This is a genomic window from Achromobacter sp. UBA5777, assembly GCF_002418565.1.
GTDB classification, from domain to species: Bacteria; Pseudomonadota; Gammaproteobacteria; order Burkholderiales; family Burkholderiaceae_B; genus Achromobacter; species Achromobacter animicus.
Map to the genome: position 1 here is coordinate 1 of NZ_DIEJ01000211.1, position 19,167 is coordinate 19,167.

At 65.5% G+C, this 19,167-nt stretch carries 17 protein-coding genes and 1 pseudogene; 9 read left to right on the forward strand and 9 right to left on the reverse strand.

The window, feature by feature from the left end:
- The 3 genes and pseudogenes from B3446_RS17380 to apbC form a co-directional block, all read right to left on the reverse strand.
- A pseudogene (locus B3446_RS17380) lies at positions 1-826 on the reverse strand (hypothetical protein); the annotation flags it as partial.
- A gap of 5 nt (positions 827-831) precedes the next feature.
- Positions 832-2,727, reverse strand: a complete 1,896-nt coding sequence (locus tag B3446_RS17385) for an autotransporter assembly complex protein TamA (protein ID WP_175122483.1) — start codon at positions 2,725-2,727, stop codon at positions 832-834.
- A gap of 3 nt (positions 2,728-2,730) precedes the next feature.
- Positions 2,731-3,819 (reverse strand): iron-sulfur cluster carrier protein ApbC, encoded by a 1,089-nt coding sequence (gene apbC, locus B3446_RS17390; protein ID WP_291383718.1) that lies wholly within the window; start codon positions 3,817-3,819, stop codon positions 2,731-2,733.
- Between the two features lie 102 nt (positions 3,820-3,921).
- On the opposite strand from apbC, the gene B3446_RS17395 reads away from it, so the two are divergent.
- Both B3446_RS17395 and metG read left to right on the forward strand, forming a co-directional pair.
- A complete protein-coding gene (locus B3446_RS17395) occupies positions 3,922-4,197 on the forward strand; it encodes a hypothetical protein (protein WP_056325207.1) in 276 nt (91 codons plus the stop codon).
- Positions 4,198-4,458: 261 nt separating this feature from the next.
- Complete coding sequence (gene metG / locus B3446_RS17400) at positions 4,459-6,525, forward strand: methionine--tRNA ligase (RefSeq protein WP_291383721.1); 2,067 nt, start codon at positions 4,459-4,461, stop codon at positions 6,523-6,525.
- A gap of 67 nt (positions 6,526-6,592) precedes the next feature.
- On the opposite strand, the gene B3446_RS17405 is transcribed toward metG, so the two are convergent.
- The 3 genes from B3446_RS17405 to B3446_RS17415 all read right to left on the reverse strand — a co-directional run bounded on the left by B3446_RS17405 (position 6,593) and on the right by B3446_RS17415 (position 8,817).
- A complete protein-coding gene (locus tag B3446_RS17405) occupies positions 6,593-7,330 on the reverse strand; it encodes a sulfurtransferase (protein WP_191578008.1) in 738 nt (245 codons plus the stop codon).
- A 125-nt stretch (positions 7,331-7,455) separates the two neighbouring features.
- Positions 7,456-8,253: a DUF4377 domain-containing protein gene (locus B3446_RS17410; protein ID WP_409558310.1), complete on the reverse strand. Its 798-nt coding sequence runs from the start codon at positions 8,251-8,253 to the stop codon at positions 7,456-7,458.
- Positions 8,254-8,286: 33 nt separating this feature from the next.
- Positions 8,287-8,817, reverse strand: a complete 531-nt coding sequence (locus B3446_RS17415; RefSeq protein WP_291383724.1) for an META domain-containing protein — start codon at positions 8,815-8,817, stop codon at positions 8,287-8,289.
- Positions 8,818-9,123: 306 nt separating this feature from the next.
- Here B3446_RS17415 and B3446_RS17420 point away from each other — a divergent pair, with 306 nt between their 5' ends.
- Positions 9,124-10,275 carry an acyltransferase family protein gene (locus B3446_RS17420; protein ID WP_191578010.1) on the forward strand — a complete coding sequence of 384 codons (1,152 nt, stop codon included), beginning with the start codon at positions 9,124-9,126 and terminating at the stop codon, positions 10,273-10,275.
- Here B3446_RS17420 and B3446_RS17425 read toward each other — a convergent pair.
- Both B3446_RS17425 and B3446_RS17430 read right to left on the reverse strand, forming a co-directional pair.
- The gene (locus tag B3446_RS17425; RefSeq protein ID WP_191578011.1) at positions 10,256-10,654 is read right to left on the reverse strand and encodes a helix-turn-helix domain-containing protein; all 399 of its coding nucleotides are present in this window, start codon (positions 10,652-10,654) and stop codon (positions 10,256-10,258) included. The two genes, B3446_RS17420 and B3446_RS17425, sit on opposite strands and share 20 nt — an antisense overlap.
- A 159-nt stretch (positions 10,655-10,813) precedes the next feature.
- Complete coding sequence (locus B3446_RS17430) at positions 10,814-11,059, reverse strand: hypothetical protein (RefSeq protein WP_291383728.1); 246 nt, start codon at positions 11,057-11,059, stop codon at positions 10,814-10,816.
- 162 nt (positions 11,060-11,221) lie between these two features.
- On the opposite strand from B3446_RS17430, the gene B3446_RS17435 reads away from it, so the two are divergent.
- Both B3446_RS17435 and kch read left to right on the forward strand, forming a co-directional pair.
- Positions 11,222-12,037: a response regulator transcription factor gene (locus B3446_RS17435; RefSeq protein ID WP_291383730.1), complete on the forward strand. Its 816-nt coding sequence runs from the start codon at positions 11,222-11,224 to the stop codon at positions 12,035-12,037.
- Positions 12,038-12,429: 392 nt separating this feature from the next.
- Positions 12,430-13,641: a voltage-gated potassium channel protein gene (kch, locus tag B3446_RS17440; RefSeq protein ID WP_175137823.1), complete on the forward strand. Its 1,212-nt coding sequence runs from the start codon at positions 12,430-12,432 to the stop codon at positions 13,639-13,641.
- On the opposite strand, the gene B3446_RS17445 is transcribed toward kch, so the two are convergent.
- Positions 13,618-15,222 (reverse strand): EAL domain-containing protein, encoded by a 1,605-nt coding sequence (locus tag B3446_RS17445; RefSeq protein WP_291383732.1) that lies wholly within the window; start codon positions 15,220-15,222, stop codon positions 13,618-13,620. The two genes, kch and B3446_RS17445, sit on opposite strands and share 24 nt — an antisense overlap.
- Before the next feature lie 253 nt (positions 15,223-15,475).
- Between B3446_RS17445 and B3446_RS17450 the strand changes: the two genes are divergently transcribed.
- The 4 genes from B3446_RS17450 to B3446_RS17465 all read left to right on the forward strand — a co-directional run.
- Complete coding sequence (locus tag B3446_RS17450) at positions 15,476-15,937, forward strand: hypothetical protein (protein WP_313492981.1); 462 nt, start codon at positions 15,476-15,478, stop codon at positions 15,935-15,937.
- On the forward strand, positions 15,927-16,673 hold the full coding sequence (gene phbB, locus B3446_RS17455) for an acetoacetyl-CoA reductase (protein WP_291383734.1): 747 nt from the start codon (positions 15,927-15,929) through the stop codon (positions 16,671-16,673). Before B3446_RS17450 ends, phbB begins: the two co-directional genes overlap by 11 nt.
- A 49-nt stretch (positions 16,674-16,722) precedes the next feature.
- Positions 16,723-17,604 (forward strand): EamA family transporter, encoded by an 882-nt coding sequence (locus B3446_RS17460; RefSeq protein WP_291383736.1) that lies wholly within the window; start codon positions 16,723-16,725, stop codon positions 17,602-17,604.
- Positions 17,605-17,777: 173 nt separating this feature from the next.
- Positions 17,778-19,167, forward strand: a 1,390-nt coding sequence (locus B3446_RS17465) for a cytochrome ubiquinol oxidase subunit I (RefSeq protein ID WP_291383738.1), incomplete at its 3' end; no start/stop codon positions are given.

The window sequence follows — 19,167 nt, forward strand, 5'->3', positions numbered from 1 at the left end:
CGGCCTTGCGACGGTCGGCGCGATTGGCCGGTGCCTGGGCTTTGGACGCAGCGGATTTTTTGGCCGCAGCGGGCTCCTTGGCCAATGCTTCGGCCGTGTCCTTGGCCGGCGGCTGCACCGCCACAGGACCGAACACGCCGCTCAGCCGATCGGCCTGGCACAGGGGAGAGTCGGGACCCGCGCCGCGCGCCGTCACATCCAGTCGCGCCGCGAAGGGCCAGGGGTCGGCCAGGCCCTGCAGATCGGCCTGGCCGGTCACGTCGGCCTCGCCCACCTCGTGCCCGACGCGCAGGCTGGCGATGCGCAATTGCGCGCCCTGCGGGCTGGCGGCGAAGGTCGCGTTCAGGTCATTCAAGGTGACGGGCAGCGGCTCACCGTCCTGGGTGAACTGGAAGTCGCCCAGCGCCAGCCGGTCCACGGCGATGGTCACAGGCAGCTTGGGCAACGTGAAGGGTTCGCTGCTTTCCGCGGCGGGCGGCGTCTCGGGCGAGGATTCCATGTCCACGCGGACCGAGCCGGCGGACAGGTTGCGCACATGCAGCAGCCGGTCGCCCAGGGCGCTCCAGCGCACGGACAGATCCAGGTCGTGGATGTCGACGTGCGTGCCGCCGGCCGTCAGCTCCAGACGCCCCACGGTCACCCCGTGCAGCAGCGAGCCGTTCACATCCAGCGCCTGGCCTTCGAGTTGCTGCGCGGCGGTGGTCAGCAACAGGCGCGTGCCGTTCTGCGAGGCCACCAGCCAGAAGATGAAGCCAGCCGCCAGCGCAACCAGCATGGCAAGCCCGGGCAGCCACCACACCAGCACATGGCGCAGAAATTTACGCACGAACTTCAAAACGCGATCCCCAGCGAGAAATGCAGGCGCAGGTCACGTTCGCGCTGGCCATAGGCCACGTCCAGGAACAGCGGCCCGGCGGGCGTGCGCACGCGCGCGCCGACGCCGTAGCCTACGGACATCTTCATGTCGCCGAAGGACTCGGCGGCATCGCCCGCGTCCACGAACACGCCCATGCCCCAGCGCTCGTCAAAATAATGGTCGTATTCAATACTGCCCACGAGCAGTGTGGGCGCGCCGACGACAGCGTTGTCGCGGTGCACGCCGATGCTTTGATAGCGATAGCCGCGGATCGACCGCGCACCGCCCGTCCGGAAACCGAAGTCGTCCGGCACCTGCACGTCGCCGTTGGACCACACGCGGCCGACCTCGCCACGGATCGTCAGCACGTCCCACTTGCCGAACGGCCACCATTTCTGGCCGCGCAGCCGCAGGCGCGTGTAGGGCTCGCCGGTATCCAGCGTCACACCGACACCGCCGCCCACGGAAATCAGGTTGCCCTCGCGCGGATCGTATTTGTTGTCGACATCGCGCCGCAGCCATTCGGCCGTGGTGGTGATGGTGGGCAGCGTGTAGCTGTCGCCGCCGTCGATCTTGACGTGGTCTTGCGCCAGCAGCACGCCGTAGCGCGTTTCATATTCGACGCGGCTGTCGCCCGCGCCCTTGCGCTCTTGCGTGCGCGTGGCCCCCAGCGCGTAGCGGGTCACTTCCAGCCCCTGGATGTCGGAGCGGTCCGCCAGGATCCCGACGGAATCGCGGTAGCCGCGCTCGGAGGGGGGCAAGAGGATGTCCATGAACGCGCGCTGCCGCAGCCGGTCCACGCCAAAGCCCGTTTCCATGGTGACCGGTTGGCCGAACACGACGTTCTGGCGATACACCGATTCCACCCGCACGCCGGCCTCGTCGTCCACGCCGATCGACGCGGAGAACCGCTTGGGCGGCGCCTCGACCACGCGCACCTGCACCGGCAGCGTGATCTCGCCGTCCGAATCGAACTGCGCCGGCGGCGGAGGCATGCCGCCCGACACCGTGGGATCGCCCGCCGGTGCGGCGGCAGCGGCGTCTTCGGATCCGGGGCCGCGGGCGCGGTCGGAAATGGGATCGGTGGGCTGATCGTTCTGGCTGGGCGGCTCCTGCAGCGAGACGAACGCGCCGCGGAAAAACGCGGTCGATTGCAGGTCCTGCTGCCACTGGTCCAGCCGGTTCTGGTCGAACGCGGCGCCCACGTTGTAGCGCACGTAGCGGTCGATCAGCGTCTCCGGCACGCGCTTCAGGCCCTGCGTGTTGAGCTCGCCCATGCGCACCTGCGGCCCGCTGTCGATGGTGACGTGCAGATGCGCCGCCGCGTTGTCTGCGTCGATGTCGGCACGCGAGGACGTCATGCGCGCCAGCAGAAAGTCACGCGTGGACACGTCGTCCAGCAGCGTGGCCTTGGCACGGTTCCAGTCGCCGTTGATGAACGGCTGGCCCTTCCTCAAGCTCCAGTCATCGCGCAGCTTCTGCACGCGCTGCGCGTACTCGGGGCGCGTGATGCGGCCCGAGAATTCCAGGTTCACGGATTCGACGGTCGTGCGCTTGCCCGGCACGATCGCGATGTCCCAGGTTTCGCCGCCGATATCGGTGCCGGCCTCGAGCGTGACCTTGGGCGAGAAATACCCCTGCGTGGCCAGCGCCGCCAGCGTCGCGTCGCGCGCGCGCCGGCGCAGGCGGTTGATTTCACCGCCGTCCTGGTCTTCGGCAAGTCGCGCGATCGCATCGACCGCCTGGGTGATCGCCTGCAGCGCGGCCGGGGGCACGCCCCCGGGGTCGACAATGACTTCCGGGCGCTTGGCCAACGCCTCGCCCGCCATCATGCAAAGTCCTGCCAATAAGGCGCGGGCAGCCCACCGCATGCGTCAGGTCGGTTGTTGAACGACGATGGAGGGAAACTTTCCGGCCATGTCGCGCGGAAGCGCCGCAACGCCCGCTGCCAGCTTACGAGCGATCGCACGGTACAGCGAAGCGGCTTCACTTCCAGCGTCCGACACGACGGTCGGCGTGCCGGCGTCGGTCTGTTCGCGAATGGCAAGCGTCAGCGGCAGGCTGCCCAGCCACGGCGTCTGGTATTGCTCGGCCATGCGCTGGCCGCCGCCTTCGCCGAAGATGTGCTCGGCGTGACCGCATTGCGAGCAGATGTGGATGGCCATGTTCTCGACCACGCCCAGAATCGGCACCTCCACCTTCTGGAACATCTTCAGGCCCTTGCGCGCGTCCAGCAGCGCCACGTCCTGCGGCGTGGTGACAATGACCGCGCCGACGACCGGCACCTTCTGCGCCAGCGTCAGGGCCACGTCGCCCGTGCCGGGCGGCATGTCGACGATCAGGTAATCCAGGTCGCGCCAATTGGTCTGGCGCAGCAGTTGTTCCAGCGCCTGCGTCACCATCGGGCCGCGCCAGATGGCGGGTGAATCGGCGTCGATCAGAAAACCGATGGAGTTGGCCTGCAGGCCGTGGCCGGTCAGCGGCTCCATGCTCTTGTTGTCCCGGCTTTCGGGACGGCCGGATATGCCCAGCATCGTCGGCACGCTGGGACCGTAGATGTCGGCGTCCAGCACGCCGACCGTTGCCCCCTCGGCGGCCAGCGCCAAGGCCAGGTTCACGGCGGTGGTGCTCTTGCCCACGCCCCCCTTGCCGGAAGCGACCGCAATAATGTTGCGCACGTTGGGCAGCGGCTTCAGGCCCTTCTGCACGGCGTGCGCAGCGATTTTCCAGGTGACGGTAATTTGCGCGTCGGGCGCGCCGGCTTGTGCAAGCGCGCGCACCGCGATGTCACGAATCTGGTCGCGGACGGCGTCGGCGGGATAACCCAGCTCCAGCGTCAACGCGACGCGGCCGCCGGCCAGTTGAATGTCACGATCTTTTACAGAAACGCCCAAATCCAAACCGGTATTCGGGTCTTGCGCGGCGCGCAGAGCGGCGCGGATGTTTTCTATCGTTATACTCATGTCACTATGGTTCCGTAGGCAGCGCGGCGTCTGCGGGCCGCCATCCCCTAAAGGATAGCGGATACACGGGAACCTTTCGCTGCGTTTTGCATCCGACCATTCATGACCAACACACTTATCCGCTTCTTTCGTGCCGTCTTATTCGCCGCCCTGGCCTTGATCGGCATGGCGATGGCGCTGGTGTTCATGCTTTCCACGGCATTCGCCGTGGCGATCCTTTATGTGGTCGCCAAGGTGCGCGGCAAGCCCTTCGGCGTTCGCGCCTATTGGAGCCAGCGCCAAGGCGCCCGCCCTGGACCCTTCCAGTCCGCCACTGCCCCGTTCGCCACGCAACCGCGTGGCGATGTGATTGACGTCGAGGCCCGCGAAATCCGCTGACGGCGGTTTTCAACCTGGCTTGTGCGTGGTTCCGCGCAAGCCGGCCAATGCGTGCTGCGCTGAAATCGCGCTCATCGCCTGGCCACGCTTCCCTCAACCCGCCTGATTCGCATCACTGCGAGAGGCGGGTTGTGTGCTTTCCGGGACCATGTGCGGAACCATGTCCGGGACCACCTCCGGGGCCGCATCACCGGCAGGCGCGCGCGCTTGCCCTAAAATGGCCGGCCAAATCCCTTTTCCCCTCAACCTCAGTTGACAACCATGTCTCGCACCCTCTTTGTCACCACTGCGCTGCCCTACGCCAACGGATCTTTCCACATCGGCCACATCATGGAGTACATCCAGGCCGATATCTGGGTTCGTTCGATGCGAATGGCGGGCCACACGGTGCACTTTGTGGGCGCCGACGACGCGCACGGCGCGCCGATCATGCTGAAGGCCGAAAAGGAAGGCATCACGCCGCAGGCGCTGGTTGCGCGCTACGCGGCCGAGCGTCCGCAATACCTGAACGGTTTCCACATCCGCTTCGATCACTGGCATTCCACCGATTCGGCGGAAAACGTCGCGCTGTCGCAGGACATCTACCGCGCGCTCAAGGCCCAGGACCTGATCGAAACGCGCTCCATCGAGCAGTTCTACGATCCGGTCAAGGGCATGTTCCTGGCCGACCGCTACATCAAGGGCGAGTGCCCCAAGTGCCACGCCAAGGACCAGTACGGCGATTCCTGCGAGGTCTGCGGCGCGGTGTACGCGCCCACCGAACTCATCAATCCGTACTCCGCACTGACGGGCGCCACGCCCGTCCTGAAGTCCTCCGACCACTTCTTCTTCAAGCTGTCCGACCCGCGCTGCGTGGAATTCCTGCAGCAGTGGACCACGGGTTCCAACAAGGCGGGCACCAAGCATCTGCAGCCGGAAATGCTGGCCAAGACCCGCGAGTGGCTGGGCGGCGAAGACGGCGAGGCCAAGCTGGGCGACTGGGACATTTCCCGCGATGCGCCCTATTTCGGCATCGAGATCCCGGACGCCCCGGGCAAGTACTTCTACGTCTGGCTGGACGCGCCGGTCGGGTATCTGGCGTCGCTCAAGTCCTATTGCGCGGTCAAGGGCATGGATTTTGACGCCCTGCTCGACCCCAACGGCGACACCGAACAGGTCCACTTCATCGGCAAGGACATCGTGTACTTCCACGCGCTGTTCTGGCCCGCCATGCTGAAGTTCGCCGGCCGCAAGACGCCGGACGCGGTCAACGTGCACGGCTTCATCACCGTCAGCGGCGAAAAGATGTCCAAGAGCCGCGGCACCGGCATTTCGCCGTTGCGCTATCTGGAACTCGGCATGAACGCCGAATGGATGCGCTATTACATCGCCGCCAAGCTGAACGCGCGCGTCGAAGATGTGGACTTCAATCCCGAGGACTTCATTGCCCGGGTGAACAGCGATCTGGTTGGCAAATACGTCAACATCGCCAGCCGCGCCGCCAGCTTCATCACCAAGCATTTCGACGGCGTCCTGGGTTATTCCGGCGACACCAGCGCGTTGTCCGCTGAATACGCCGAACAGGCGGAATCCATCCGCGCCGCATTCGAGGCCCGCGAGTACAACCGCGCCATCCGCGAGATCATGGCTTACGCCGACCGCATCAACCAGGCGTTCGACACCGCGCAGCCGTGGGTGCTGGCCAAGGGCATCGCCAGCGCCGACGACGCGCAAAAGGCCGCGCTGCAAGACATCTGCTCGCGCTCGCTGGCCGGCTTCAAGGCCCTGTCGGTGATGCTGGCGCCGGTGCTGCCCCAGCTGGCCGAACGCGTTGCCCTGGAACTGTTCGGCGCGCAGGCGCCCTTCACCTGGGCCGATGCCTCGGTCCTGCCGCAACGCGTGGCGCCGTTCAAGCACCTGATGCAGCGCGTCGAGCCGCAGATGCTGGAAGACCTGTTCGAGCCGCCCGCCGCGCCCGTCGTGGTGCCCGGCGGCGAGCCGCTGGCCGAGACCATCTCCATCGACGACTTCGCGCGCGTCGACCTGCGTATCGCGCAGATCGTCAATTGCGAGCACGTCGAAGGCTCGACCAAGCTGCTGCGCCTGACGCTGGACGTGGGCGAAGGCCGCCACCGCAACGTGTTTTCGGGCATCAAGTCGGCCTACAAGCCGGAAGACCTGGTCGGCAAGCTGACCGTCATGGTCGCCAACCTGGCGCCGCGCAAAATGAAGTTCGGCGTGTCCGAAGGCATGGTGCTGGCCGCCAGCCATGCGGATGAAGCCGTCGACGCCGGCATCTACGTGCTGGAACCGTTCCCCGGCGCCAAGCCCGGCATGCGGGTGCGCTGATCCGCGTCACTGCCAATGCAAAGCGCCCGCAAATGCGGGCGCTTTTTCGTTTCTGCGATGAATTCAGTCAGGCGTTGCTGGGCGCCAGCGCCGGGTCCAGCGAGACGCGCTCGTCGAACACGAAGCACTTGCCTTCGTAGCCAGGGCCGCCCGTTTCCTCGAAATACTTCAGAATGCCGCCGTCTAGCTGGTAGACGTTTTCAATACCAGCCTCGTTCATGAAGATCGCGGCCTTTTCGCAGCGGATGCCGCCCGTGCAGAAGCTGACGACGGTCTTGCCCTCGAGTTGCGCCCGGTTTGCCTCGACCGCGGCGGGAAACTGCGTGAAGCGGTCGATGCGCCAGTCGATGGCATTCTTGAAGGTGCCTTCGTCCACCTCGAAGGCGTTGCGCGTGTCCAGCATGACCACGGGCCGGCCATCGTCGTCGACGCCCGCCGCCAGCCAGCGCGCCAGCGTGTGCGCATCGACGCCGGGCGCGCGGCCCGCCGCCGGCCGGATGGCAGGGTGATTCATGCGGATGATCTCGCGCTTGATCTTGACCAGAAGCTTGCGGAACGGCACGTCGTTGCTGTGGCTGAACTTGACCTCCAGGTCCGCGAACCGCGCATCGGCGCGCAGCCCCTGCAGAAAGGCGTCGATGGCGTCTGCCGACCCCGCGAGAAACAGGTTGATGCCTTCCCCGGCCAGCAGGATCGTGCCCTTGAGCCCGGCGGCGCCCGCCTCGGCGAGCAGGCGCTCGCGCAACGCAGGCAGGTCATCCAGCGGAACGAATTTGTAAGCGGCGATATTGACGACGGAAGTCATGGCAAAGCGATAGAGAACAGGCGGCGAAGCCCGTAATCATAATCGCTGGGCCATTCGCGCCGCAGAAGGGGTACCGCTGGGCGGCCGGTGCGCAGACCGCACACCGCCCAAACCGCTTGCCGTCCCTAGCGGGTGACGACCTGCTGTTCGACCACCGCGTCCAGCACCCAGCGCAGCGGGGCAGCCCCCAGGGTGGCATTCGGGTCATTGATCTCAACCACGCGCAGGCGGTAGAGCACGCCGGGCTGGAAATTGAACCCCGTGATTTCGCCAGGCCAGGCCTGCCAGGGCTGCGAGGCGCTGTCCCGCACCTGATAGCACATGCCGCGGCCACCGGCCGTGTCGCAGGGCACCCGCTCGGCGTTGACGTAAACCAGCTTGGTGGGGCCGCGCTGGCCGCCCGCGACAGGATCCGCGCGGCGCCCGAAGTCCAGCGTGTCGCCGGTGCTGAGCTTCCACGTCATGCGTTGCGGATTGTTGACGTTATCAAAGGAACTGGCCGTGATCCGGGTGAGCGACGACAGGAAATCGTGCTCTAGCGCCATCGTCTGCGGCGCGCAGGCCATGCGGGTCGACACCGGATCGGCGCGCACGATCAACTGTCCATTGGCGATGGTGTACGGCGCGTTGTAGGTATTGCATCCGCTAAATCCCATCATCCGGGGCGAACCCTGATCGTGGATGAATGCAGCCGTGATCGGGCGCGTGGACGACGACGGATGCGGCACGGGGCGCAGCGCGCCGCCGGGCAGCGTCCAGCGCGCCAGATCCCAGTTCGTCTGCACCAGGATGTCGGAAGCCGAGGCCGGCTTGAAACGCGGATCCTGGCCATCGGCCGCGCGCATCGGCGGCGACGAGCAGGCAACGAGACCCGCGCACAGCAGGACGGACGCCAGGCGACGCTGGAAAAGGGATAAGCGCATGCAGGTCTCTCGGATCGTTCAGCGAAGCGGGAATCAGGGGGTCGGCGGATCCTGGCGGCGCTCGAACTCCAGCACGTCGCCGCCCCGAAGATTGAACGTCAGGTGACGCGGCGCGCCGCCGCTATCCAGCGTGAACGTGTCGATGGCGCGCAGCGCGCGCAGGTAGTCGGCTTCCAGCTTTGCGCGCTCGGGCGGCACGCAGGCCATGCGCGTGGTGGCGGGCGCGTCGATGATCAGCTTGTTGCGCTCGAGCTTGTACGTGCCCGTGTACCGGTTGCACCCGGAGAATCCGTTGACTTGGTATTGCTTGCCCTGCGCAAGAAACGTCAGGCGGATGGGCTCGCCGTTGTCCCCGTGCGGGATGTCGCGCAGCTGGCCACCGGGTTGTGCCCAGCGGACCAGTTCCCAGCTCGTCTGCGCCAGCGAATCCTTGCTGGTGGCCGCACTAGCCGCAGCGGCGCCTTCGGGACGCGCGCCGCCGGTCATGCCGGCGCATCCGGCCAGGGCCGCGGTCAACAGTCCCAGGCAGAGCATTCTGCTGGGCGTGGACAGGAAGTTGGGCATGAGCAAGCCTCCAATTGATGCGTATCGTCGTAATGTAACCGGCCCGTGGGCCCTCACGCGATTTTCTCCGTCCGTCAGCCGTATCCAAAAGATGCACGATTGAGCCGGAGGTTCTAGCTCCGATGATCGCGGGTTCTGCATCGAATGCCGCATGGCGGGGGTGGGTGGCCGCGAGCAGAATCAATGACAGTTGATGACTCCGGCCTAAAAAGTAATACAGGGAAAGAGGAGCGGAGCCCGCGACAACCGCATGCGCAGTGTCCGGCCCATCGGGGCTGAGAACAATATCGACCGGGGAGATGCGCGATGGGCTTCTTGAGAACCTTACTGGCACTGTCAGTGGTGCTGGACCACCTGGGCGGCGGCTACGCCGATCAGCTTGTCGGCGGCAGGCTTGCGGTTCAGCTTTTCTATGTGATTTCCGGCTTCCTCATTTCCTACGTGCTGACGGCGACAGACCATTATCAGGGCGCCACCGGCAAGTTCTACGCCAATCGCTTCCTGCGGCTTTTCCCGATCTATCTGGCGGTGGCGGCCCTGACCCTGACGGCCCACATCGTCAGCGGCGGCTCGTTCTTCCGCATCTACGAAGCCCTGCCCTTCAGCGCCGAAGTCTTCCTGTTCCTCTCCAACCTCTTCATCTTCGGCCAGGACTGGCTGATGTTCTTCGGCATCCGCGATTCGGCGCTGGCCTTCACGGGCAGCTTCGCGAACAGCGACGTGCCGCTCTACAAGGGTCTGCTGGTGCCGCAAGCGTGGACGCTCGGTGTGGAAATGAGCTTCTACCTGGTGGCGCCCTTCATCCTGCGCTCGCCGCGCCGGTTGCTGGCGCTTTTGGCCGCCTCGCTGGCCCTGCGCGCGATCCTGATCTGGACGGGGGTCGGCCGCTCGGATCCTTGGACCTACCGCTTTTTCCCGACGGAGCTGGCGCTGTTCCTGATCGGTTCGCTGTCGCACCAGGTGCTGCTGCCGCGCATGAAGGCCTGGACGCAACGCGTCAAGCGCCTGCCCGAGCTGGGCACCGGCATCCTGTTCCTGTACACGGTTGCGCACTTCTCGATCGGCATCAATCCCACCGTGCGCGATGGCCTGGCCGTCCTGCTGTTTGCGGCCCTGCTGCCGCTGGCGTTCCTGTTCCAATCGCGCCACAAGCTGGACAAGGCCATCGGTGAGCTCAGCTATCCCCTGTACATCTGCCACATGCTGGTCATCATGGCATTCAGCTGGCTGATGCACGATGTGCAGGAGCATCAACCCATGCTGTTCGCCGCCATGTCCATCACGGGGTGCATCGGGGTCTCGGCGGTGCTGAACTACCTGATTGCGGATCCCGTGGAACGCCTGCGCAGCCGCCTGCGCACCGATCCCCGCGGCACTGGCGCCATCGCGCCCGCTGATGTCCGGCCGCGCCCGCAGGTTCCGGCGCAACCGATGGGGACTATTCGCCGCGTGCCTTGATGTAGGCGCCCAGCACCAATTCGATCTGCCGTTTTTCCTGGTGCGAGAGTCGGGCGTAGGCCGCGTAGGAGATGGTTTCGAACGGCCAGGCGGGCGGGTCGGGGATTTCGCCCAGTCTGCCAGCGGCAACATGGCCGGACGGCGAGTCGAGCATGGGCCCTTCGCCGGTGCTCAACCACAGGGGATTGACGCGCAGGGCGCGCGTCAGCTTGATGAGCGCGTCGCTGGACGGCTGCTGGCGCTGTCCGCTTTCGTAGTTCCCAATAGCGCTTTGCGACAGGTTGCTTGCGACCGCTAAGTCTTTTTGAGTCCACCCCTGAAGCATTCTTGCGTTGCGCAGACGATGGCTAAACGTGTCCAATCGATCAACCTGAGACATTAATTTGTATGGTTTTTTTGGATTAAAGCATTTCAAATCCGCGGCCAAATAAAGGGATTAGACCCCAATTTCCGGGCTAATCCATAAATCGCCGCATGGCCCCCCTGGCCTTGCGCGCATGCTGCCGCGCGCCATCGCTTCACGCCGCAATCCGCCCCGTTAAAAGTCATATCTTTCATCGGCTTGCAGCGCCTTGCCCGCCCATTGCACCGCTGCCGTCGCGCGACGTTGCAGCAAAACCGGGAGCAAAAAAAGCCGCATGAGTTTATGGGCTGGAATCGCCTGAAAGAGAAAATAATGTATCGGTAATACATAATATTTTTCTGAAGCAAATCGGGGATCAAACGCTGTTTCAATGGATGGCGGGCCATTTCCCTGCGGACGACTGTTACCGACCGAAACCATAGAAACGTATCTTCACAAAAAAACACGCCCGTGTTTAAATGCAACACAGGCGTGACTCTGGAAGGACAAGCGCCGCAACGGCCGGAAACGGCATGGCTCTGCCAGACGTCCGGCTTTTTCACGGCGCCAGCGCCCCGTCGCCGCGCCTCATTGGAAGCATCAATGAACAACACGCTGGATGTCATTTTTCTTGGCAATGACGACGCCAGGCATGCCAGACTCGTCGAGTCCCTTTCCCATCTGGGATTCAACGTCCGCCGCTGCCACGATCTCGTGGATGTCTACGACCGATTTTCCCGCCGGCCCAGCCCGCTGGTCGTCCTGGAAGCCCCGCTTACCGATGTGCACAACGCTGCCGTGCGGCTGCGCGCCATCGACCGCAGCCTGGGCATCGTGGCCATCGCCCCATTCACCGATTCCGAAAGCCGTATCCGCACCTTGCTCTGCGGCGCGGACGCCTGCCTGCCGCCGGACGTGACCGGCCTGGAGCTTGCGGCGGTGCTGCAGGCGCTGGTGCGACGCGCGGTCGGGCTGGACGGCATGGAGCCGGGCGCGGGCACGGAAGCCATAGAAGAACCGGCCCAGGAAGGCTGGCGGCTGGCAAACAAGGGATGGACGCTCATCAGCCCCAAGGGCCGGACGCTGGGCCTGACGACCGGTGAACGCGATTTTCTGTCGCGGCTGGTGAAGTCGCCCGACCGCAAGATCAGCCGCGACGCCTTTCTGGCCGATGGCGCGGACGAAGCCGACAGCGGCATCACGCGCCGCCGCTTCGTGGATGTGATGATCAGCCGCCTGCGCCGCAAGGCGGCGGCCAATCAGATGACGCTGCCGATCCGCGCAGTCCACGGATGGGGCTACATGTTTGCCGCCGACATCTCGCTGGATCTGGACTATCGGGTATCAACGCCAACCGCGCGCACGGACGCGCAACAAGCCTGGCGCAGCGAAGAAGCGGACGCGAACGCGTCTGCCTGAAATCGCCCGGCGCAAGACCGCCAGGCGAAAAAAACGCGGCGCTGCCCCCGAAGGGTAAGACGCCGCGCTAAAACAACACGTGAACCCGGAGTCATCGGCCGGCACCGATGCCTTCTACCTGGATCACGCGATTCCAACATTCGTGCCTCATACTACTCACGCACGGTCCGACCGTGGCCTGCGCCGGGTCTCTAGTCCCTGCACGGGCTGCAACGTGATCAACGCCTGGCAATGCGTCCACCCGTGCTGCTGGGGGGGCGTTACTGCCATATCGGCGGTGTTCCTTCCGGATAGCCGCCTGATGAGGAAAGTTTAGGACCTCGGAAGCGTTTCCAGTAATTCTTTGTTGATAGTCTTCCATACCAGATTGATATAGCAAGCCCCTCCGCTCCATGCCCCTGCCCCAGCCATCCCTGCGCCATCGCCTCCGCAAGATACTGGCGTTTTTCCCGCCGAACTGGTGCCTTGCCATCCTGGTCGCGCTGGACGGATACGCGTTCATGCACCCGGTGCTGCGCGAAGTCCGCGCCCGCGAATATTCGTTCTGGCTGGCGCTGGACAACTGGCACGAGATCATGCGCGTGGTCGGTCTGCTGGAGATTCCACGCCTGGTGCTCGGCGTCGGTTTGCAGGTGATTGCGCTGGGCTTGATCCTGAAGGCGCGCATCGCGTGGGCGTTCTCGCTGGTGCTGCTGATCGGCATCGGCACGTTCGCCATCCTGGGCGACGGGGGCCGCGCGGGGCTGGGCATCTACACGCTGGTCCTGGTGATTGCGCTGGTGGCGTACTGGCGGCGCTTTGACCGCGCCAGCGTGACGGCCGGGTCGCTGTTTGCGCTGGTCAGCGTGCTGTCGCTGATGATCTACGCGGTGTTCGGCACGCTATACCTGGGCAACGAATTTAATCCCCCGATCCTGGACGCCGGCACCGCGCTGTATTTCTCGATCGTGTCGATGTCCACGGTGGGCTACGGCGACATCGTGCCGCATAGCGGCACGGCGCGCCTGTTCACGGCGTCGATTATCATCCTCGGCATTACCGTGTTCGCCACCTCCGTCAGCGCGATCGCCGGACCGGTGATCGGCGGCAATCTGAAACGGCTCGTCAAAGGCAGGTTTTCTTCGGCCATGAGAAAAAACCACATCATCATCGCCGGCGCGACGCCCCTCGCGCTGAGCGTCTACCAGGGCCTGCGCAGCCGCAACGAAGAAGTCACCGTCATCGTGCCAACGGGCATGGCGCACGACTATCCCGCCGCCGCCGACCTGATCGAAGGCGATCCCTCCAGCGTGGACGTGCTGCACGTGGCGGGCGTCGCCCGGGCGCGTTATGTGCTGGCGCTGCGCGACGACGACGCAGAAAACGCATTCATCGTGCTGGCCGCGAAGGAAGCGACCGGCGCGGACGGCGCCAAGACGGTGGCGCTGGTCAACACCAGCAAGCATCTGGAGAAGATCCGCCGGGTGCAGCCCGATCTGGTGTTTTCGGTGCAACTGCTGGGCGCGGAAATGCTGACGCGCGCGATCAACGGCGAACCCATGGACAGCCAGGCCATCACGGACCTGTTCTTTGCCAAGCCGTCATCCAACGCCAAGACCACTTGAACGCGGTTGCGGCTCGCCCACCGGTGCGTTCGGTAGCACGTGCCCGGCGTACCACGTCACGAACTGATCCGACGGCATGGGCCGCGCAAACAGGTAGCCCTGGATGAACGCGACGCCGCGCCCGGTGAGATAGCGGAACTGCAGATCCGTTTCAACGCCTTCGGCCAACACCGCCAGGCCCAGCCGATGCGCAAGCGTGATGATGACGTCCAGCACCGGCGCGTCTTCGCCGGTGGGTTCGATGGCGTGCACGAAGCCCTTGTCGATCTTCAGGTAATCCACTGGAAAACGCTGCAGATACGACAGCGAGCAGTGGCCGGTGCCGAAGTCGTCGATGGCAACACGCACCCCCTGCTCACGCAGCGTGTCGATATTGCGCCGCGCCTGTCCGTCATCGGTGATCAGGCTGCGTTCGGTGATCTCCAATACCAGGGTCGGGTCACGATGGGCGATGTTGGCGGCAAAACGCTCGATGTCGGTGGTGAACTCGGCGCATGACAAATGCTCGGCGGCGATGTTGACCCCGACGTGAAACCCCGGCGGCGTGGTCCAGCCGCGCATGTCGCGTTCGATCAGCGTAAACAGATGGCGCGTCAGCGGGGCGATCATGCCATCGGCCTCGGCCGCCGCAATAAAGACGTCCGGCCGCACGGATCCCACCCCGGGCCGTTCCCAGCGCAGTAGCGCCTCGACGCCGCTGCACTGGCCCGTTGCATGACCGTACACGGGTTGGTAATGCACCCTGAATTCATCAGCCCGGATCGCGCGGCGCAACTGCTCCCTGAAGGAACGGCGGTTCGCCTGCTGGCGGTACGCGACCACGGCCAGACCGAATCCGAGCAGCGCGGCGGCGGGCAGGTAAGTCATCATCAACTGCTGCCACGCCTGCACGACGGCTTCAGCCGGCGCATTGACGCGGATCGTCAGCGGTGCGGGCCCATCGTGGCCCGTGGTCTCGTGGTAGACCAGCTCGCGCGACGCCCCCGCCGCACCCTTGAAATCGTTGTGGATGAACGCCCCGCCCTCGCCTACCTGCAGTTCGATTCGGTAATCGCGCAGGCTTGCCACGGCGTCCAGCAGATCCTGCACGTACCGTCCGTCGACCACCACGACGCCGCTGTGTCCCTCGGCACCGGGCCGGCCCAGGAGGATCGCAGGCCGTTCGGGCGCCAGCGGCGTGCCGGACACCGTGAAGCGCCAGCGGTCGGGCGGCTGGTCGGATACCCACTTGCGAAACTCCGAGACCGGATAGTCGATCTTGCCGACCGCCGACGAACAATAGATGCGATCGCCGCGTACCAGGAACAGGGACCGCAGATAGGGGTTCAGCGCGCCCCAGCGTTGCAGGTCGGGCAGCGCTTCATCGCACGACAGCGCCGTCAGCGCCGCCACCCGGTCCGCCAGCGTCCACGTCTGCGTCAGGACGTGCTGCGTCTGCACCCGCACGATGCGCGCGGCCGACTCGGCTTCAATGCGCTGTTCCTTCTGCGCGTGCCACCACGTCCAGGCGACGCAGGCGATCACCGGCAGCACCAGCGCCAAGGCCACGGGCAGATAACGCCACGAGGGAACTCGATCCATCAGGCCTGATGTCGGCAAGGGGTCTCCGCGGCAGTGGGGGCCATTAGTACAGCTGCATCGTTGCGATGGGACACCATGTGCGGCGCTGCGTCAAGAACTGCGTGTGCGCTTGCGCCTTGCGCAAGGATCGGGTCCGCAACGCTGGCGGTACCGCCGCCCGCTGGGCTATCGTTGACGGGCAAGCCCCTCTGCCGACGGCATGAGGCTCGTGTGTATTCGTTTCCCCTTAGCACGCCATTTACAAGGACGGATGATGAAGAAAGCAAATGCCTCCCTGCCCGCCGGCCTGACCGGCGCCAACGTCGCCTTCTGCCAGCGCCTGGCCCAGCTTGCGCAGGAAAGCCAGCAGCGCTGGCTGGAAATGGGCCAGCGTCTGGCCGGCGATAGCTCCGGCCAGGTCCTCGCCGCCCTCTCCCCATTGAACCCCACCACCAACTGGCAGGATGTCATGCCCGCCATGGGCGAGCTCGCGCGCAAACGCTGGCAGGCGCAGCTGGAAGCCAGCCAGGCCCTCACTCACGCCGCGCTGCAGGAACAGGCCACCATGGCCGCCGGCGTGGGCGAAGCGATGTGCGAATGGTTCAAGCAGGCCAACAGCGCGGCCGCCGACAACTCGCCCTTCGCGCAGATGTGGTCCACGATGACCAACCAGATGGCGGCCGCCTGCGCGGCCATGCAAGACGCCCATCAGCAGGGAGGCCGCCATGACCGCTAAGCGAACCGCCCTCATCACGGGCGGGACGGGCTGCCTGGGCCGTGCCATCGCCGTCGCGCTGCACGATGCTGGCCACGACGTCATCGTCACCTACCATTCCAGCGAGACCGCCACGCGCGAATGGATCAAGGAAGAAGCGGCCAAAGGCCGCACTTTCGCCATGTACAAGGTCAACGTGGCGGACTTCGACGCCTGCCAGGCGCTGGCGCGCAAACTGGAGGAAGACGGGCGCCAGATCGACATCCTGATCAACAACGCCGGCATCACGCGCGACGCCAGCCTGCGCAAGATGAGCGCGCAGAATTGGGCCGAGGTCATGCACAGCAATCTGGACTCCATGTTCAACATGACACAGCCGCTGTGCGGCCCGATGGCGGATCGGGGGTGGGGCCGGATCGTGAATATCTCGTCGGTGAACGGCAGCAAGGGTGCGTTCGGGCAGACCAACTACGCGGCCTCCAAGGCGGGCATCCACGGCTTCACCAAGTCGCTGGCGCTGGAGGTCGCCCGCAAGGGCGTGACGGTGAACACCGTGTCGCCCGGCTATCTGGCCACGCGCATGGTGCAGGCCGTGCCGCCGGAGGTCATACAGGAAAAGATCCTGCCGCAGATTCCCGTGGGCCGGCTCGGCGAGCCCGATGAGATCGGCGCGCTGATCGCGTTCATCTGCAGCGATGCGGCGGGGTTCATGACAGGCAGCAATGTGGCCATGAACGGCGGGCAGCATATGTATTGACGGCGGGTGCCGGCGCTGCGCGCACCGGCCCGCCGCTTCCTTTTCATTCATGTCCCGCAACACAGACCTCCTCCTGACCGCGCTCGCCCCCACGATCTGGGGCAGCACCTACGTCGTCACCACGCTGATGCTGCCGCCGGGCTATCCGCTGACGGTTGCCATGCTGCGCGCCCTGCCCGCGGGCCTCCTGCTGATGTTGTGGGTCCGTGCGCTGCCGCACGGCATCTGGTGGCTGCGCGTGATCGTCCTTGGGGCGCTGAATTTTTCGGTGTTCTGGGCATTGCTGTTCGTCGCCGCCTACCGCCTGCCGGGCGGGGTGGCGGCCACGCTCGGTGCGATCCAGCCGCTGGTCGTGATCGCGCTGGCCCGGCTGCTGCTGGGCGCTCCGGTGCGCGGGCTGTCCGTGGTGGCGGCGCTGACGGGCCTGGCTGGCGTGGCGCTGCTGGTGCTGACGCCCAAGGCGGCGCTGGACCCCGTCGGCGTTGCAGCCGGGTTGGGCAGCGCGGCATCCATGGCGCTGGGCACGGTCCTGAGCCGCCGCTGGCAACCGCCCGTGTCCGCGTTGACCTTCACGTCGTGGCAGTTGACGGCGGGCGGCATCCTGCTCGTGCCCGCTGCGCTGCTGTTTGAAGCGCCGCTGCCGCAGTTCACGCTGGTCAACGTCGTGGGCCTCGCTTGGCTGGGACTGATTGGCGCCGCGCTGACCTATGTGCTGTGGTTCCGCGGCGTGGCGCGGCTGGAGCCCGCGGCGGTGTCGTCGCTGGGTTTCCTGAGTCCGCTGTCCGCCACGGTGCTGGGGTGGGCGATCCTGGGCCAAAGCCTGTCGCCGCTGCAGTTGGCAGGCATGGCGGTGGTGGTGGGCAGCGTCTGGCTGAGCCAGCGCGCGCAACGCCCTCCTCCTGCGCCGATGGTGCCGCGGGCGGCGCGCTGAGCCGCACGCATTCGATCGGACTTTCCCAATCTGATCCGCTTTTTTTCGCTCTCCCTGAATCTGTACTGATCGCCGTATAAGGCCTAACTTGACGGGGTAGTTCAAACACCCGTCAGCGCCCGCCGCCTCGTGGCGATCCGTCCGCGCTGACAGAGAAAGTCAGGAATACCGCCATGGACAGCGACGCGCTATTGCTCGCACGAATTCAGTTCGGCTTCACCATCTCGTTTCACATCGTCTTTCCCGCCATCACCATCGGACTGGCCAGCTACCTGGCCGTGCTCGAGGGCTTCTGGCTGCGCACGGGCAAGACGGTCTACCGCGACCTCTATCACTTCTGGACCAAGATCTTCGCCGTCAACTTCGGCATGGGCGTCGTTTCGGGTCTGGTCATGGCCTATCAATTTGGCACCAACTGGAGCTTTTTCTCCGATTTCGCGGGCAGCGTCACGGGTCCGTTGCTGGCCTACGAAGTGCTGACCGCCTTCTTCCTGGAAGCCGGATTTCTGGGCGTGATGCTGTTCGGCTGGTCGCGCGTGGGGCCGGGGCTGCATTTCTTTTCGACGATCATGGTGGCACTGGGCACGCTGGTGTCCGCGACCTGGATCCTTGCGTCCAACAGCTGGATGCAGACGCCCGCGGGATACGAAATCCTGGATGGACGTGTCGTGCCCACCGACTGGTTCGCCGTGATCTTCAATCCGTCCTTCCCGTATCGTCTGGCGCACATGGGCATCGCCGCGTTCCTGGCCACCGCGCTGATGGTCGGGGCTTCGGGCGCCTGGCATCTTCTGCGCGGGGACCGCAGTCCTGCCGTGAAGAAGATGTTCGCGATGGCGATGGGCATGCTGCTGCTTGTCGCGCCGCTACAGGCCGTGGTGGGCGACTTTCATGGCCTGAACACGCTCAAGCATCAGCCCGCCAAGATCGCCGCCATCGAGGGCCATTGGGAGAACGAGCCCGGCGCGGGCGTGCCTCTGACGCTGTTCGGCATACCGGACATGGCGCGCGAGGAAACGCGCTACGCGGTCAACATCCCGCGGCTGGGCAGCCTGATCCTCACGCATAGCTGGGACGGGCAGTTTCCTGGCCTGAAGGCCTATCCGCCCGAGGACCGCCCCAATTCCACGGTGGTCTTCTGGTCGTTCCGCATCATGGTCGGGCTGGGCCTGCTGATGATCGCCCTTGCCGTCTGGGCGCAATGGGCGCGCAGGCGCGGACGCCTGTACGCGTCGCGCTGGCTGCACCGCGCCGCGTTGTGGATGGGGCCGTCGGGCCTGGTCGCCATGCTGGCCGGCTGGTATGTCACCGAGATCGGGCGGCAACCCTGGATCGTGTATGGCGTCATGCGCACTGCGGACGCCGCTACGCCGCATGGCTTGAGCGAACTGACGCTGACGCTGGCGCTTTTCATTGCGGTGTACCTGCTGGTGTTCGGCGCGGGCGTCTCTTACATGCTGCGCCTCATCCGCATGGGCCCCAGCCCCGCGCCCGGCCACGCGCCGCTGTCCGGCGGGCCGGGCGAGCCGCGCCCACCCTCCCCGCCCCTGTCCGCCGCCTCAA

Bases quoted from the DNA above. Each gene is read 5' to 3' on its own strand.
- B3446_RS17385 (WP_175122483.1), bottom strand. From the start codon at position 2,727: ATGCGGTGGGCTGCCCGCGCCTTATTGGCAGGACTTTGCATGATGGCG.
- apbC (WP_291383718.1), bottom strand. From the start codon at position 3,819: ATGAGTATAACGATAGAAAACATCCGCGCCGCTCTGCGCGCCGCGCAA.
- B3446_RS17395 (WP_056325207.1), top strand. From the start codon at position 3,922: ATGACCAACACACTTATCCGCTTCTTTCGTGCCGTCTTATTCGCCGCC.
- metG (WP_291383721.1), top strand. From the start codon at position 4,459: ATGTCTCGCACCCTCTTTGTCACCACTGCGCTGCCCTACGCCAACGGA.
- B3446_RS17405 (WP_191578008.1), bottom strand. From the start codon at position 7,330: ATGACTTCCGTCGTCAATATCGCCGCTTACAAATTCGTTCCGCTGGAT.
- B3446_RS17410 (WP_409558310.1), bottom strand. From the start codon at position 8,253: ATGCGCTTATCCCTTTTCCAGCGTCGCCTGGCGTCCGTCCTGCTGTGC.
- B3446_RS17415 (WP_291383724.1), bottom strand. From the start codon at position 8,817: ATGCCCAACTTCCTGTCCACGCCCAGCAGAATGCTCTGCCTGGGACTG.
- B3446_RS17420 (WP_191578010.1), top strand. From the start codon at position 9,124: ATGGGCTTCTTGAGAACCTTACTGGCACTGTCAGTGGTGCTGGACCAC.
- B3446_RS17425 (WP_191578011.1), bottom strand. From the start codon at position 10,654: ATGTCTCAGGTTGATCGATTGGACACGTTTAGCCATCGTCTGCGCAAC.
- B3446_RS17430 (WP_291383728.1), bottom strand. From the start codon at position 11,059: ATGGTTTCGGTCGGTAACAGTCGTCCGCAGGGAAATGGCCCGCCATCC.
- B3446_RS17435 (WP_291383730.1), top strand. From the start codon at position 11,222: ATGAACAACACGCTGGATGTCATTTTTCTTGGCAATGACGACGCCAGG.
- kch (WP_175137823.1), top strand. From the start codon at position 12,430: ATGCCCCTGCCCCAGCCATCCCTGCGCCATCGCCTCCGCAAGATACTG.
- B3446_RS17445 (WP_291383732.1), bottom strand. From the start codon at position 15,222: ATGGATCGAGTTCCCTCGTGGCGTTATCTGCCCGTGGCCTTGGCGCTG.
- B3446_RS17450 (WP_313492981.1), top strand. From the start codon at position 15,476: ATGAAGAAAGCAAATGCCTCCCTGCCCGCCGGCCTGACCGGCGCCAAC.
- phbB (WP_291383734.1), top strand. From the start codon at position 15,927: ATGACCGCTAAGCGAACCGCCCTCATCACGGGCGGGACGGGCTGCCTG.
- B3446_RS17460 (WP_291383736.1), top strand. From the start codon at position 16,723: ATGTCCCGCAACACAGACCTCCTCCTGACCGCGCTCGCCCCCACGATC.